We start from the raw sequence: 15,065 nt of genomic DNA, 5'->3' as shown, positions 1-15,065 counted from the left end.
GTTTTCCCTCTGGTATTGGTATCCATCAGGTTTTAACACGCTTTTTTTGAGGCTGGGGCTATGCAGCCACCGAAGTTGTTAACTTAGTCAGATTATTAATTTAAATGTACTTGTGACAATATTTAAACACAAATTAAGTAATTAGAAAAACTTTTGATCCTACCTAACATCAATAGTTCTGGTAGTTTTAGTCACTATTGATTAAACTTATCTGTAGTTCTATCCTACATTGACTGATTGTGTTTGCTAGACATTCAAATTTAAGATTAGTGTTCTCGAATACGAATTACTGTGCGCTTTGATATAGTTACACTTTTTCCTGACTGTTTTACCTCAGTCTTAAATTCTGGGCTGCTAGCTAAAGCCTTAGCTAAACAGATTGCCCAGGTGAATCTGGTTAACCCCAGAGATTTTACCACCGATAAGCATCATAAGGCGGATGATGAACCCTACGGCGGTGGGGTGGGGATGCTGATGAAGCCGGAACCCATCTTTACTGCTGTGGAGTCGCTGCCAACTCTACCCCGTAGAGAGATTATTTTAATGAGTCCCCAGGGTCAAACCATAAATCAACCCCTGCTCAAAGAATTAGCCACTAATTACGACCAACTAGTAGTAATCTGTGGTCATTACGAAGGGGTCGATGAGAGGGTGCTGCATTTAGTGACCCGTGAGGTGTCTTTAGGCGATTTTATTCTCACGGGTGGGGAAATTCCCTCAATGGCATTACTTAATGGTGTGGTGAGGCTTCTACCAGGCACTGTGGGCAAAGTCGAGTCACTCAAGTCCGAAAGTTTTGAGGAGGGGTTGCTGGATTATCCCCAGTACACTCGCCCAGCTGATTTTCGGGGCTGGAAAGTCCCTGATGTCTTGCTTTCTGGCAATCATGCCGAAATTGCCCGATGGCGATATGAACAACAAATCCAAAGAACAGGCGATCGCCGCCCTGATTTGCTGCAAAAATGGCAACAGGAAAAGCAGGGGAGTAGGGAGTAGGGGGCAGGGGGAGCGGGCAGGGTGCAGGGGAGAAGATACTTAGTAATGACTAATGACCATGAATATTCGGATTGGTAACGGCTACGATATCCATAGATTAGTGAGCGATCGCCCTTTAATTTTAGGAGGAATCCAAATTCCTCATGAACTGGGCTTATTGGGGCATAGTGACGCTGATGTACTAACTCACGCCATTATGGATGCCATGTTGGGGGCATTATCCCTGGGGGATATTGGTCATTATTTTCCCCCTACTGATCCTCAATGGGCTGGGGCGGATAGTTTGGTGTTATTAACTCAAGTACATCAGCTCATTAGGGAGCAAGGTTGGCAGATCGGGAATATTGACTCGGTAGTAGTAGCAGAACGTCCCAAATTGAAACCGCATATTGAAAAAATGCGTGCTAAGTTAGCGACTGTTTTAGAATTACTACCAAATCAAATTGGTATAAAAGCTACCACTAACGAAAAGTTAGGCCCTGTTGGTCGAGAAGAAGGTATATGTGCTTACGCTGTAATTTTATTAGTTGCTAGCGATTAGTAAATTGTTAGCATATAGCTAAACAAAGGTATACAGTTTTTATCAGCTAAATTTAGATGATAAAAATTTATTTATTAATAATAGTACAGATTTTGATACACCTCAAGCTGGGATTAGGTATTTTACTATGACGCAGCATTTTCTTGACTGGTTTACGTCTAGATCATCAAACTAAACGAGAAATTATGATATTAACTAAAAAAATCTCTAATCAAATTAAACGTTTTTGGCTACCAATAATTCTAGCCTCACTAGCAGCCATTACAGTTGCGGCTTGCAATCCATCTAACTTTAAAAGTACAGCCGCTCAAGTACCACAGTTAGTAAACAGCATCCTGAGTGACCCCAAAACCTTTAACTATGCCCTCAGTTCAGAAGTCCCTAACATATTTAGTTTGACTTACGAGGGGTTAACCAATCAAAACCCGATAACTGGGGAAATAGAGCCGAATTTAGCAGAGTCTTGGCAAACTACTGATGATGACTTGGGATTTATCTTCACTCTCAGAGAGGGTTTGAAATGGTCTGATGGTCAAGCATTAACAGTGGATGATGTAGTTTTTACTTATAACGAGATTTATCTGAATGAAGAAATTCCCACAGACACTAGAGACGTTTTGCGAATTGGTGAAAGTCGGGCATTACCTAATGTCAAAAAAATCGATAACCGACGGGTTCAATTCACTACTCCAGAACCATTTGCACCATTTTTACAAATTCTAGGACTACCCATTTTACCTGCCCATATTCTCGCAGAATCTATTAAGACAAAAGACCAAGAAGGTAAGCCCATATTTCTGACAAAGTGGGGCGTTGATACTCCTGTGGAGCAAATTATCGTCAATGGCCCTTACAAGTTAGAGCGTTACGATACCAGTCAACGGGTAATTTTTCAGCGTAACCCCTACTATTGGCGCAAAGGGACACAAGGAGAATCTCAACCTTATATTGAACGAATAGTATGGTCAATTGTGGAATCCACAGATACTTCATTGCTGCAATTTCGTTCTGGTAGTTTAGATTCTATCGCAGTCACAGCAGATTACTTTTCTTTGCTGAAAAAGCAAGAAAAACAGGGTAATTTCACTATCTACAATGGTGGACCAACTACTGTGACATCATTTGTTTTGTTTAATCTCAACAAAGGTAGAAGAGATGGTAAACCGCTAGTAGATCCCATAAAATCACGTTGGTTTAATACAGTAGAATTTCGGCAGGCTGTAGCTTATGCTATTGACCGCAAAACAATGATTAATAATACTTTTCGTGGCTTGGGTAAACCTCAAGATTCACCCATTCCCGTCCAAAGTCCCTTTTATTTTTCACCTGAAGAAGGACTAAAAACCTACGATTACAATCCAGAAAAAGCGAAAGAATTGCTGACAAAAGCTGGATTTAAATACAATGCCCAAGGGGAACTATTAGATGCCGAAGGAAATCGCGTTCGCTTCACTTTACTGACGAATGCTGGCAACCGTATCCGCGAAGCAATGGGAGCGCAAATTAGACAAGATTTAGGCAAAATTGGGATGCAAGTGGATTTCACGCCTTTGGCATGGAATACTTACACTGATAAGCTAGCCAATACTCTTGACTGGGATGCTTCTTTACTAGGATTGAGTGGTGGTTTAGAACCAAATAATGGGGCTAATGTCTGGAACCCTGAAGGTGGATTACATATGTTTAATCAAAAACCCCAAGCGGGACAAAAGCCCGTTGAAGGTTGGGAAGTCGCGCCTTGGGAGGCCAGAATTGGTGAACTTTACATTCAAGCCGCCAGGGAATTAGACGAAGCTAAACGAAAAGAAATTTATGCTGAAACTCAGAGGATTACCCAGGAGTATTTACCACTTATTCACTTGGTTAATCCTTACTCATTGTCAGCCGTGCGGAATAAATTTGAAGGTATTCAATACTCAGCTTTGGGAGGCGCATTCTGGAATATTTATGAAATCAAAGTTACCGACTAAGTAAATGATCATGAAAAATTTAGTGTTATTTATTACTGTCTCATTGCCCTCAATCTCTTCATTCCTCAATCTAAAATTATTGTGACTCAACCTGAAAATTTGCGATCGCTCCTGCAAGCGGTTGCCAATGGTAAAGTTACCCCAGATATGGCCTTAGATTCACTCAAAGATTTAGCCTATGAACCTGTGGGTGAGTTTGCCAAAATTGACCACCATCGCGAACTCAGAACTGGTTTTCCAGAAGTAATTTGGGGGCCAGGTAAAACTCCCCAACAGATTGCTCAAATTATGGGAGTGATGCGGCGGCGTAATTCGGTGGTCATGGCAACCCGCATTGAACCAGCAGTTTATACTGCACTGCAAGCAAAAATTATAGATTTGCAGTATTACGAATTGGCGAGAATTTGTGCGATTACTCCCCCTATCATCGAACCCAAAATGGAGGGGTTAATTGGTATTCTCTCCGCCGGCACTGCTGACTTAGCTGTAGCTGAAGAGGCGGCTGTCACAGCAGAACTTTCGGGCTTTCGTGTCCAGCGTCTTTGGGATGTGGGTGTGGCGGGAATTCACCGTTTGCTAAGTAATCGCCATCTGATTGAATCAGCTTCAGTTCTCATTGTTGTGGCTGGAATGGAAGGTGCTTTGCCCAGCGTTGTGGCAGGTTTGGCAGATTGTCCGGTGATTGCTGTTCCTACCAGTATCGGTTATGGCGCGAGTTTTGGCGGTTTAGCCCCTCTATTGACAATGCTGAACTCCTGTGCGGCTGGTATTGGTGTGGTGAATATTGATAATGGTTTTGGTGCTGCTGTTCTAGCGGGGCAAATTTTGCGAACAGCCGAGAAATTACGGTTGTTATCTGCTACATCTTGAGTTGTTACAGTCAAGTTATCGTAAGATTTCAATGGGTAGTCAGTGTTTAGTGGATAAAAACTAACAACTGGCTACTAAATATTGCCGTAAATCACCCATAAATTACCAAGCTATGAACTACTTAAGCGGTGTAATATCTCAGTTAGTTTGGCAACTGCCAGTAAATCTGACAATGCTAGCTCAAAGCATTAACGATCCAGATGTTGTAGGTCAAATGCAACAAGCTTGGAACAACTTTGTACTAACAGGTCAAGTGTGGGCGCTGTTGATTGGTCTGGTTATTGGTTATATTCTCCGGGGTCTTACAAGTTACGGTTGATGAGAGTAGGGGAGTAGCGGAAAAAAAGCAGAAAGAGTGATAAATTTCTTGTGGTATTCCTAAATCACTACTCCCCATTCTCTAATTTCTAATTTCCTCATCATCTATAAATTACTTCGCTCGTTTCCCTCTCAGGTCTGAAGACGCTGAGTTTTCCAATTACCGTATTATTTTTATGACTAAAGAACAAACGTGGAGTCAGCGCTTTGAATCGGCATTGCATCCAGCGATCGCGCGTTTTAATGCCAGTATAGGTTTTGATATTGAATTAATCGAATATGATCTGACTGGTTCTCAAGCTCATGCCAAAATGTTGGCTCACACTGGTATTATCTCCCCATCTGAGGGGGAAGAACTGGTGCTGGGTTTAGAACAAATTCGCCAAGAATACCGCCAAGGAAAATTTCAGCCGGGAATTGATGCGGAAGATGTGCATTTTGCGGTGGAACGACGATTGACGGAAATTGTGGGTGATGTGGGTAAAAAGCTGCATACAGCGCGATCGCGTAATGACCAAGTAGGCACTGACACTAGACTTTATCTCCGCGACCAAATCATAGCCATCCGTAGCCACTTGCGAGAATTTCAAGGTGTGTTGCTAGATATAGCGGAAAAGCACGTGGAAACTCTAATTCCCGGCTATACTCACCTACAACGCGCCCAACCCCTGAGTTTAGCTCATCATCTTATGGCATATTTCCAAATGGCACAACGGGACTGGGAACGCCTGGAGGATGTTGCCCGCCGAGTGAATATTTCACCTCTGGGGTGTGGTGCATTGGCGGGAACCACTTTCCCCATTGATCGACATTACACAGCCGAACTCTTGCATTTTGAGAGTGTTTATGCTAATAGCTTGGATGGAGTCAGCGATCGCGACTTTGCCATTGAATTTCTCTGTGCTGCAAGCTTAATCATGGTTCACCTCAGCCGCCTTTCAGAGGAAATTATTCTTTGGTCATCTGAAGAATTTCGTTTCGTTACTCTCAAAGATAGCTGTGCCACTGGTTCTAGCATTATGCCGCAAAAGAAAAATCCTGATGTCCCAGAATTGGTGCGGGGAAAAACTGGGCGAGTCTTTGGTCATTTGCAAGCCATGCTGGTAATTATGAAAGGACTACCCCTGGCATACAATAAAGACCTGCAAGAAGACAAAGAAGGTTTATTTGACAGCGTTAACACCATCAAAGCTTCTCTAGAAGCAATGACAATACTTTTGCGCGAAGGTTTAGAATTTCGTACCCAGCGTTTAGCAACAGCCGTAGCTGAAGATTTTTCCAACGCTACAGATGTAGCAGATTATCTAGCTGCAAAGGGTGTACCCTTCAGAGAAGCTTATAACCTCGTAGGTAAAGTAGTAAAAACCAGTATTGCCGCAGGTAAACTTTTAAAAGATTTGACTTTAGAAGAATGGCAACAACTGCATCCCGCATTTGCCACAGATATTTATGAAGCAATATCGCCCCGTCAAGTTGTCGCCGCCCGTAACAGTTATGGTGGCACAGGTTTTGCACAGGTTAATCAGGCAATTGCCACAGCCCGCACTCAAATTGGTGAATAGCGCTCTTTTACGACTCTGATGAAAGAAAAAAAATATAGGTTGGGTTGAACACAGTGTTCGCGTAGCGTGCCGAAGGCATAACCCCACAAAACCCAGGATTTTTGGCATTTGGTTATGCTTTATACAAACAAATCAGGGCGTACATATAATATGTACGCCCTGAAAATTCAAGATTTAAGTAATAAGGATTTCAACAGACGGCTTATTCAGTATCAGTTGCTGCTGCGCCTTCTTCTTCCTCACTCTTCGGAGGTCTTTGTTGGAACCTTCTTTGCATTCTTCCTGTAGTAGTTCGTTTACGAAACTTTCTGGCATACGCCTGGTTCCGTAGCGCCTTTTCTTTTTTCGGGTTACGGCGCTTGGCCATGTTCACCTCATTTAATAAACAACAAAAAAGTGAAACTAGGCATCACATAAGCAATATTAGCTACTTATGTCATTGATATACTTTTGGCCTAGCTTAGTCATCCACATACTTTTAACAGTATACTAGTCTATCGTATACAATTTATTTATGTCAATAGCACCCAACATCGTTTCTCAAGTCCCAAGATATTCAATAATATAATAGTTATTATATCTGTTAGAAGAGGCGAGTTAGTATAAATAAGTACCAAGATTAAAAAATTTTTGTGGCAACAAATGAGAAGACTGATATATTATACAAAAGTCATTAAAATCAAATCCTCAATTACAGTATTGTAGCCAAAATAAGAGGCTACAAAGATTTTGGCAAAACTGGCAAAATCACCCATACATAGGCATTTTGCTAAAAAGGTAGTTTTTGAGCTCAAATTTGCTCAAAAAATTGGTGTTTGTGTTAAGACCTGGCAAAGGTGGGATGTAGGAAACTCTCGGCAATTGACAACTCTGATCAAGTTCTGGGAGAATTAGACGATTCAGAAATCCAGTGTTGAAGGTCATTCAATGCTTTTATCTATCAAAACAAAACTCAAATTGAACGAATCTCAAAAAACAATTATGAGTAAACACGCAGGCATTGCTCGGTTTACTTACAACTGGGGTTTAGCTACTTGGCAAAATTTGTACAACGATGGATTAAAGCCTGATAAATACCTCCTCAAGAAATTCTTTAACAACCATGTAAAGCCTGAATATACCTGGATAAAAGAAAAAGGGATATGTCAAAAAATTACTCAATATGCTTTTGATAATTTAGGTAATGCGTTTCAACGATTCTTTAAAGGACAGGGTAAATATCCTCGATTCAAAATCAAAGGAATTAATGATATTTTTACTATAGATGCTAGTGGCACACCTATCACTGTAGGCGGTAAATCAATAAAATTACCTACGATTGGTTGGGTGAAAACTTATGAAGGTTTACCCCATACTAATTGTAAAAGTATCACAATTTCTCGGACATCTGATAGTTGGTTTATTGCCTTTACTTATGAACATGAGCATGAACTAATAGCTAAAAAGCATTCAGTTGTTGGTGTTGACTTAGGGGTGAAAGAATTGGCTACCCTGAGTACAGGTGTAGTTTTTTCCAACCCTAAGCATTACAAACAAAATCTCGCTCAACTCAAAAGATTATCCAAAATACATTCTAGAAAAGAAAAAGGCTCTAATAATCGACATAAATCAAAAATCAAATTAGCTAAACACCATGCAAAAGTAACTAATTCAAGAAAAGATACATTACATAAAATTACTACTTACTTATGCAAGAACCACGCAAAAATAGTAGTAGAAAATTTAAACGTATCTGGGATGATTTCTAACCATAAGCTAGCGCAAGCAATAGCTGATTGTGGATTTTACGAGTTCAAGCGTCAACTTGAATATAAGGCTCAGAAATTTGGATGTGAAATCATAGTCGCTGACCGTTGGTATCCATCAAGTAAAACTTGCTCTCATTGTGGATATAAACAAGAAATGCCTTTAAAAGAAAGGGTATTCCAATGTGGCAATTGTGGATATAGCATCGATAGAGATTTAAACGCATCTATTAATTTATCGCGTTTGGCTAAAGCGTGAATGCTTACCGAGGGATAACCGCTCCCATGCTCCCATTGAAGTAAGAAGTAAATGTCTAGATTTGTCTAGTTTTTATATAGCAGAACACACACATATAGATTAAGTTTGAATGTTCTTGCTTTTTTTTGCCACAGTTGTCCAGTCAACACGTAATTTATGGCGTGTAGGACAGACGGTACTTGGTCTAATTTTCCGTCATCCCATTACTGGTGCTAGTATCATACCAATATTGCCAGATGGTCGAATTGTTCTGATTAAGCGGCGCGATGATGGCTGCTGGGCGTTACCTGGAGGTATGGTGGATTGGGGAGAGGATATTCCTAAAACAGTCAACCGAGAACTGGCGGAAGAAACTGGATTGGAGTTGGTGAAAATTACCCGTTTAGTAGGAGTTTACTCAGCACCTGACCGAGATCCCCGCATTCATTCAATTTGTGTTGTGGTAGAAGCAGAAGTTCAAGGGGAAATGGAGATTCAAGATACTTTAGAAGTTATGGAAATCCAGGCTTTTTCTGCTGATTCTTTACCTCTAGGCAAAATGTCTCATGACCATACTCGGCAATTGCAGGATTACTTGAATGGCTTGACAACACTAGCGTAGAGCTATTTTTTATTTGAGATTTAACGTTAAATGAAAATGGATACCCTATTCCGTAACTCCCGGAGGAAACTCTCTCAAGGGCTATTATTCTGGCGCGAAGCTGGTGAAGGCACACCTGTGATTTTTTTGCATGGTGCTTGGAACGATAGTAGTCAATGGGTATCAGTGATAAATTCACTATCTCAGCATTTTCATTGTCTGTCACCAGATTTATTAGGGTTTGGTGAGTCTGAAAACCCTGATGTTCATTACTCAATTGATTTACAGGTTGAGTGTATTGCTGAGTTTCTGCAAGCTGTGAAACTTGAGAAAGTATACTTAGTCGGCTATTCTCTAGGTGCTTGGATTGCGGCTAGCTATGCTTTAAAGTATCCAGAAAAAGTTTGTGGTTTAGTATTACTAGCCCCAGAAGGTGTAGGCATAGAAGGACAAGAAAAATATTCGCAGAAAATGCAAAAATTAGTGAATAGTCCCCCCATATTATCGAAACTATTAAAATGGTTTCGACCTTTAAATAAAATCTGGGGTTTGAAGGAAAAATTGGATAAAGATTTTAGCCTGCGTCAGAAGTTGTTAGAATATCCTGCTGCCTGTCAGTTATTATTTCAAAGGCGACAATCAGAAATTGAAGCTGAGTTTCTGCATAAGAGATTGCATTTGATGGAAGTTCCAGTTTTAATTTTGCAAGGCGGTCAAGATTTACTAGATGCTGTAGTTAAAACTCAAACCTACACTCAACTGCTTCCTAAAGTCGAGTTGCAAATAATTGCTCACGCTGGTAATGATTTACCTGGTTCTTGTGCTGGAATTGTAGCTAGAGATATTCAGAATTTTATCAACGCTAATTAAGGATAAATACAGAACCTCACCCCCAGCCCCTCTCCTTAGTAAGGAGAGGGGAGAATTTAGGAGTTAGGAGAGGGGAGAATTTAAAAGTCTCTGGTTATTTCCCGCATTCCCCAAAAAATTAAATTTGGTTCCACTATTAAATGCGCGGCTATTTCGGGAAATTGATTTTGCAAATAGTGTAATATTGAGATGCGATCGCCTCCTTTAATCATAATTTTGCTATCTGGAAATAACCGCCACCAGCTTGTAATAAAATCTTTAATTCCAGCTAAGAAAGTATAAATAATTCCACTTTGAATTGCCTGTTTTGTATTCATGGCAAAACGTGGTGGTAAAGAGATAATTTCTGTTTCCAACTGTGGTAATTGTCCGGTATTTTGACCCAGGGTACTAAACTGTAAACCTAGTCCCGGCAAAATTGCACCTCCTACCAAAGACTCGTTAGCATCTGCACCTGTAAAAGTGAGTGCAGTTCCAGCATCAATTACTAATATCGGAAAACCCCAAGTTTTTCCAGCCCCCCACAAAGCCAGCGCCCGGTCAATTCCCAAAGTGGGATACATATTTAATAAGGGGATTTGCTCTAAGGTAATCACGTGAACATGAGGGTGAGTTTGCCAAAGTGCTGTTTGCTGGGGAACGACGGAGGCTAAAAAAATAGGGGGATGGGGGGAGTGTTTTTCAGCTACTTCTCTACGGCGACTGGGAGGAAAAATTTGTGGTGGTAAATCAGCAAGTGTTTGACATTTAGCTAGTTTTTGTGTTAAAAATTCTGGCAAATGGTCAGTATCCCAAGTGTCAGTCAGGGTTTCCCCTGTAAATAAAGCCCAGTGCAACCGCGAATTGCCAATTTCCAAGGCTAACCAAATATTCTCTCTGTGTCCTCTGCGCCTCTGTGGTTTCACAGTTTTAATTTTTTTAAGTCAGTCATTATATTTTTTCATAAAACTTAATAATCCAGGCGTGTCACAATAAAACTAGGGAAAATATACTCATTGTGTCAAGGAGGACAAGTATGGTAGCACTCACCGAAAGAACAGAAAAACGGCTCACCATAGAGACTGTGGAAATTGCTCAAGAAACTATGGCAATTCGGTCTTTGGATTGGGATCGCGATCGCTTTGATATTGAGTTCGGTTTACAAAACGGTACAACCTATAACTCGTTTTTGGTTCGTGGTGAGCAAACTGCCTTAGTGGACACTTCTCACGAAAAGTTTCGCCAGTTATATTTTGATACTCTCACAGGATTAATCAATCCCACAGAAATTGATTATCTAATTATTAGCCATACCGAGCCAGACCATAGCGGCTTAGTCAAAGATTTGTTAAAAATGGCTCCAGATATCACCGTTGTGGCTTCTAAAGTTGCAATTCAGTTTCTGGAAAATTTAGTCCATCAGCCATTTAAACGCCAAATTGTCAAAAATGGCGATCGCTTGGATTTAGGCAATGGTCACGAATTTGAATTTGTGATTGCGCCTAATTTACACTGGCCAGATACTATCTTCAGCTTTGACCATAAAACCAAAATTCTCTACACCTGTGATGCTTTTGGGTTGCATTATTGCTCAGATAGCACCTTTGATGAAGATTTAGCAGCGATTGAAGCCGATTTTAAATATTACTACGAGTGCTTAATGGGGCCAAATGCCAGATCGGTTTTATCTGCCCTGAAGCGCATGGGTGAACTGAAAACCATTGAGATGATCGCCACTGGTCACGGCCCCTTATTATCTCACAACGTCGAAGAATTAACGGGACGTTACCGTATTTGGAGTCAAAGCCAAAGCAAACCTGAAACAGCAATTGGCATATTTTACGTTTCAGAATACGGATATAGCGATCGCCTAGCCCAAGCAATTGCTAAAGGTATCAATAAAACTGATGTGGCGGTAGAAATTGTAGACTTGGGCGCAGGGATAGATTTACAAGAACTGCGGGAATTAGTCAGCCGTTGTACAGGAATTGTCGTGGGTATGCCTCCAGCTGGCAGTAATGCTAATATCCAAGCGGCAATCAGTACCATTTTAGGATCTGCCAAAGAAAAACAAGCCATCGGCATCTTTGAAGCAGGTGGTGGAGACGATGAACCAATAGATCCTCTGCTGAATAAATTCCGCAACTTGGGTTTAACAACAGTTTTCCCGGCAATTCGGATTAAACAAACCCCCACAGAAAATACTTACCAACTTTGTGAAGAAGCGGGTACAGACTTAGGACAATGGGTAACACGCGATCGCAGCATCAAAGCGATGAAATCCCTGGGTGCAGACCTAGACAAAGCACTAGGTAGAATCAGTGGGGGACTATATATTATTACCGCCAAAAAAGGTGATGTATCCAGTGCCATGTTAGCCTCCTGGGTTTCTCAAGCCAGCTTCAAACCGATGGGATTATCCATTGCGGTAGCTAAGGATAGAGCAATTGAATCACTGATGCAAGTAGGCGATCGCTTTGTTCTCAATGTCTTAGAAGAAGGTAATTATCAAATACTCATGAGACACTTTTTAAAGAGGTTCGCCCCTGGTGCTGATCGCTTTGAAGGTGTAAGAACTCAGCCCGCCCAAAACGGCGCTCCCATCCTCGCCGATGCCTTAGCCTACATGGAGTGTGAAGTTGTAAGTCGGATGGACTGCGGCGACCACTGGGCAGTATATAGCAACGTTTACGAAGGGCGAGTTTCTAAACCAGAAGCACTCACAGCCGTCCATCATCGTAAAGTGGGAAACCATTATTAAGAGTGTTTGTGCAATAAGACCCCACCCCTAGCCCCTCCCCGCAAGCGAGGAGGGGAACAAGATTTCTGATTAAATCTTGTTTTTATGGTTGAAAACTCTCTTTGGCTCAGGATGTGTGTAGACGGTAGCGCAAGCGATGAGGGGAACTGGATTTCCGGTTAAATCTTATTTTTAGAGATGGAAACCCTTTATGAATCAGGATTGTGTACACCGTAGCTATTAAAACAGGTAGTAGGAAGTAGGGGAAAAACCATCAGAATTTAATAGTCTCAACCTCAACTGAAAGCGTTGTGAAGAAACCCACGCCGCTGTTGCTAAATACTTAGAATAGCAAGATGAAATGACGCAAAATCAACACATCACCAATAATCCTAATTCCTGTCCCCCCTCCTCGCTTGCGGGGAGGGGGCTAGGGGGTGGGGTCTCTTGGCAAAGCCCACCCGACCTCTGGAAACAACTCAAACCTTTTGCCAAACAAATGCGGAGTGAACCCACATTAGCAGAAAAGCAACTTTGGCAAAGATTAAAAAATAAGCAACTGCTAGGTTTTAAGTTTCGTCGTCAGCAGGTTATTGATAGATTTATCGTTGACTTTTATTGCCACGAAATCAAATTAGTGATTGAGGTGGATGGAGAGGTTCATAATTACACTCAAGTAGAAGATGCTATTCGACAAGAGTTTTTAGAATCTTTGGGTTTGCGGGTGATGAGGTTTAATAATGAGGATGTTTTTTTAAGGATAGAGAGTGTTTTAGAGGAAATTGTGCGTTGGTTGGAATAAGACCCCACCCCTAACCCCTCCCCGCAAGCGAGGAGGGGGACAAGAATGAGGAGGGGGACAAGAATTATTAGAAATTAGAAATAAAGAAACAAAACCATGTCAATAAGTAAACCCCGTGATGTTCAAGTTTTGCCCATTGGGACAGATACTACAGTGATGCGATCGCGCAGTTGGTCAAGACTAAGATTTGAAATTGAATATGCCCTTGCTAAGGGTACAACTGCCAATTCTTACCTAATTCAAGGCGATAACATTGCTCTGATTGACCCTCCAGGTGAAACATTTTCCCCAATTTATCTGGAAGCTTTGCAGCAACGGATGGATGTAAGCACCATTGATTATGTAATTCTAGGTCATATTAATCCCAACCGCGCCGCCACTCTCAAAGCTTTATTAGAACTAGCACCACAGATTACCTTTGTCTGTTCCAATCCTGGGGCTAAAAATTTACGGGATATTTTAGAAAATCAGGATTTACCAATTATCGTCATGCGGGGGGAAGAAACCCTGAATTTAGGCAAAGGACATGATTTACAGTTCATTCCTACCCCTAACCCCCGTTATGCAGACCAACTCTGCACTTATGACCCACAAACAGAAATTCTTTACTCAGATAAACTATTTGGGGCGCATATTTGTGGTGATCAGGTATTTGATGAGGGTTGGGAAAGTATAAACGAAGACCGACGCTATTATTTTGATTGTCTGATGGCTCCCCATGCCCGTCAAGTGGAAACAGCTTTAGATAAACTGGCTGATTTACCCATCAGAATGTATGCAACTGGACATGGCCCCATCGTCCGTTATGGCTTAATCGAACTGACTAAAGCTTATCGGCAATGGCTGCAACAACAAGCATCTTCTGACTTGACAGTGGCGATGATTTATGCGTCAGCTTATGGAAATACTGCTACATTGGCTCAGGCGATCGCTCGTGGTATTACTAAAGCTGGGGTAGCTGTAGAATCAATTAATTGTGAATTTACAGAACCCGAAGAAATCCAGACGGCTGTAGAAAAATCTGCCGGTTTCGTGATTGGTTCACCTACCCTGGGCGGTCATGCACCCACACCAGTGCAAACAGCGTTAGGAATTGTCCTCTCTACCGCGACAAACAATAAACTGGCTGGGGTTTTTGGTTCCTTTGGTTGGAGTGGTGAAGCAGTCGATTTAATTGAAAGCAAACTCAAAGATGCTGGCTACAGATTTGGTTTTGATGCCATTCGGGTCAAATTCAAACCCGATGATGTCGCCTTACAATTATGTGAAGAAGCCGGAACCGATTTTGCCCAAGCACTGAAGAAAGCCAAAAAAGTGCGTGTCCCTAGCCAACCTGCGACAAATGTAGAACAAGCCGTGGGGCGTATCGTGGGTTCTCTGAGCGTCGTTACAGCCAAGGAAGGGGATATATCCAGCGCCATGTTAGCCTCTTGGGTATCTCAAGCCAGTTTTAATCCTCCGGGTTTAACCATAGCGGTAGCGAAAGACCGGGCTTTAGAAACGCTGATGCACTCAGGAAATAAATTTGTCCTCAATATTCTTCCTGAAGGTAAGCATATAGGCTTAATGAAACATTTTCTTAAACCTTTTGCCCCAGGACAAGACCGATTTGGTGATGTCGCTACTGAGGACAGCGAAAGTGGTTCTCCAATTCTCACTGATGCTTTGGCATATTTGGAATGCTCAGTACAAGGTCGGTTAGAATCGGGTGATCATTGGCTGGTGTATGCAACGGTAGATAATGGCAAAGTATTAGATAAAGATGGTGTGACAGCTGTGCATCAACGTAAAACGGGAAGTCATTATTAGATATTGACCAAAAGAGGCAGGGGA

General features: G+C 41.6%; 14 protein-coding genes. 12 read left to right on the top strand and 2 right to left on the bottom strand.

From position 1 onward, the window contains the following. Positions 1–291 precede the first annotated feature (291 nt). The 6 genes from trmD to argH all read left to right on the top strand — a co-directional run bounded on the left by trmD (position 292) and on the right by argH (position 6,257). A complete protein-coding gene (gene trmD, locus ACM0OW_RS09460) occupies positions 292–996 on the top strand; it encodes a tRNA (guanosine(37)-N1)-methyltransferase TrmD (protein WP_414549800.1) in 705 nt (234 codons plus the stop codon). A gap of 52 nt (positions 997–1,048) precedes the next feature. Then, positions 1,049–1,537: a 2-C-methyl-D-erythritol 2,4-cyclodiphosphate synthase gene (gene ispF, locus ACM0OW_RS09455; RefSeq protein WP_414549799.1), complete on the top strand. Its 489-nt coding sequence runs from the start codon at positions 1,049–1,051 to the stop codon at positions 1,535–1,537. Between the two features lie 185 nt (positions 1,538–1,722). Further along, positions 1,723–3,507 carry an ABC transporter substrate-binding protein gene (locus ACM0OW_RS09450; RefSeq protein ID WP_414549798.1) on the top strand — a complete coding sequence of 595 codons (1,785 nt, stop codon included), beginning with the start codon at positions 1,723–1,725 and terminating at the stop codon, positions 3,505–3,507. A gap of 81 nt (positions 3,508–3,588) precedes the next feature. Then, positions 3,589–4,377 carry a nickel pincer cofactor biosynthesis protein LarB gene (gene larB / locus ACM0OW_RS09445; RefSeq protein ID WP_414549796.1) on the top strand — a complete coding sequence of 263 codons (789 nt, stop codon included), beginning with the start codon at positions 3,589–3,591 and terminating at the stop codon, positions 4,375–4,377. A 112-nt stretch (positions 4,378–4,489) separates the two neighbouring features. Beyond that, entirely contained in the window at positions 4,490–4,696 is a 207-nt protein-coding gene (locus ACM0OW_RS09440; protein ID WP_414549794.1) for a hypothetical protein, read from the top strand. A 175-nt stretch (positions 4,697–4,871) separates the two neighbouring features. Beyond that, positions 4,872–6,257 (top strand): argininosuccinate lyase, encoded by a 1,386-nt coding sequence (gene argH, locus ACM0OW_RS09435; protein ID WP_414549793.1) that lies wholly within the window; start codon positions 4,872–4,874, stop codon positions 6,255–6,257. Between the two features lie 202 nt (positions 6,258–6,459). Here argH and ACM0OW_RS09430 read toward each other — a convergent pair whose 3' ends face one another. After that, entirely contained in the window at positions 6,460–6,624 is a 165-nt protein-coding gene (locus ACM0OW_RS09430; RefSeq protein ID WP_414549792.1) for a hypothetical protein, read from the bottom strand. A 560-nt stretch (positions 6,625–7,184) separates the two neighbouring features. Between ACM0OW_RS09430 and ACM0OW_RS09425 the strand changes: the two genes are divergently transcribed. From ACM0OW_RS09425 to ACM0OW_RS09415, 3 genes are all read left to right on the top strand, one after another. Continuing rightward, on the top strand, positions 7,185–8,261 hold the full coding sequence (locus ACM0OW_RS09425; protein WP_414549790.1) for an RNA-guided endonuclease InsQ/TnpB family protein: 1,077 nt from the start codon (positions 7,185–7,187) through the stop codon (positions 8,259–8,261). Between the two features lie 109 nt (positions 8,262–8,370). Continuing rightward, positions 8,371–8,862: an NUDIX hydrolase gene (locus tag ACM0OW_RS09420; RefSeq protein WP_414549788.1), complete on the top strand. Its 492-nt coding sequence runs from the start codon at positions 8,371–8,373 to the stop codon at positions 8,860–8,862. A gap of 36 nt (positions 8,863–8,898) precedes the next feature. After that, complete coding sequence (locus ACM0OW_RS09415; protein WP_414549787.1) at positions 8,899–9,711, top strand: alpha/beta fold hydrolase; 813 nt, start codon at positions 8,899–8,901, stop codon at positions 9,709–9,711. Between the two features lie 80 nt (positions 9,712–9,791). Here ACM0OW_RS09415 and ACM0OW_RS09410 read toward each other — a convergent pair whose 3' ends face one another. Beyond that, positions 9,792–10,616: a pantothenate kinase gene (locus ACM0OW_RS09410; RefSeq protein WP_414549786.1), complete on the bottom strand. Its 825-nt coding sequence runs from the start codon at positions 10,614–10,616 to the stop codon at positions 9,792–9,794. Between the two features lie 110 nt (positions 10,617–10,726). Between ACM0OW_RS09410 and ACM0OW_RS09405 the strand changes: the two genes are divergently transcribed. The 3 genes from ACM0OW_RS09405 (at position 10,727) to ACM0OW_RS09395 (ending at position 15,041) form a co-directional block, all read left to right on the top strand. After that, positions 10,727–12,451, top strand: coding sequence for a diflavin flavoprotein (locus tag ACM0OW_RS09405; protein WP_414549784.1), 1,725 nt, complete (start codon positions 10,727–10,729; stop codon positions 12,449–12,451). A 340-nt stretch (positions 12,452–12,791) separates the two neighbouring features. Continuing rightward, positions 12,792–13,232 carry an endonuclease domain-containing protein gene (locus tag ACM0OW_RS09400; RefSeq protein ID WP_414549783.1) on the top strand — a complete coding sequence of 147 codons (441 nt, stop codon included), beginning with the start codon at positions 12,792–12,794 and terminating at the stop codon, positions 13,230–13,232. Between the two features lie 96 nt (positions 13,233–13,328). Continuing rightward, positions 13,329–15,041, top strand: coding sequence for a diflavin flavoprotein (locus ACM0OW_RS09395; RefSeq protein WP_414549782.1), 1,713 nt, complete (start codon positions 13,329–13,331; stop codon positions 15,039–15,041). Positions 15,042–15,065 lie beyond the last annotated feature (24 nt).

The sequence above is a fragment of the Anabaena sp. CCY 0017 genome, assembly GCF_963920885.1.
GTDB lineage: Bacteria > Cyanobacteriota > Cyanobacteriia > Cyanobacteriales > Nostocaceae > Nodularia.
Note: the sequence above shows the minus strand (reverse complement) of the source record. Positions and strands in the feature narration are given on the sequence as shown.

Coding starts and splice junctions, on each gene's coding strand:
- ACM0OW_RS09420 (WP_414549788.1), top strand. CDS start 8,371: ATGTTCTTGCTTTTTTTTGCCACAGTTGTCCAGTCAACACGTAATTTA.
- ACM0OW_RS09425 (WP_414549790.1), top strand. CDS start 7,185: ATGCTTTTATCTATCAAAACAAAACTCAAATTGAACGAATCTCAAAAA.
- ACM0OW_RS09395 (WP_414549782.1), top strand. CDS start 13,329: ATGTCAATAAGTAAACCCCGTGATGTTCAAGTTTTGCCCATTGGGACA.
- ispF (WP_414549799.1), top strand. CDS start 1,049: ATGACCATGAATATTCGGATTGGTAACGGCTACGATATCCATAGATTA.
- ACM0OW_RS09400 (WP_414549783.1), top strand. CDS start 12,792: ATGACGCAAAATCAACACATCACCAATAATCCTAATTCCTGTCCCCCC.
- ACM0OW_RS09430 (WP_414549792.1), bottom strand. CDS start 6,624: ATGGCCAAGCGCCGTAACCCGAAAAAAGAAAAGGCGCTACGGAACCAG.
- argH (WP_414549793.1), top strand. CDS start 4,872: ATGACTAAAGAACAAACGTGGAGTCAGCGCTTTGAATCGGCATTGCAT.
- ACM0OW_RS09405 (WP_414549784.1), top strand. CDS start 10,727: ATGGTAGCACTCACCGAAAGAACAGAAAAACGGCTCACCATAGAGACT.
- ACM0OW_RS09415 (WP_414549787.1), top strand. CDS start 8,899: ATGGATACCCTATTCCGTAACTCCCGGAGGAAACTCTCTCAAGGGCTA.
- ACM0OW_RS09440 (WP_414549794.1), top strand. CDS start 4,490: ATGAACTACTTAAGCGGTGTAATATCTCAGTTAGTTTGGCAACTGCCA.
- ACM0OW_RS09450 (WP_414549798.1), top strand. CDS start 1,723: ATGATATTAACTAAAAAAATCTCTAATCAAATTAAACGTTTTTGGCTA.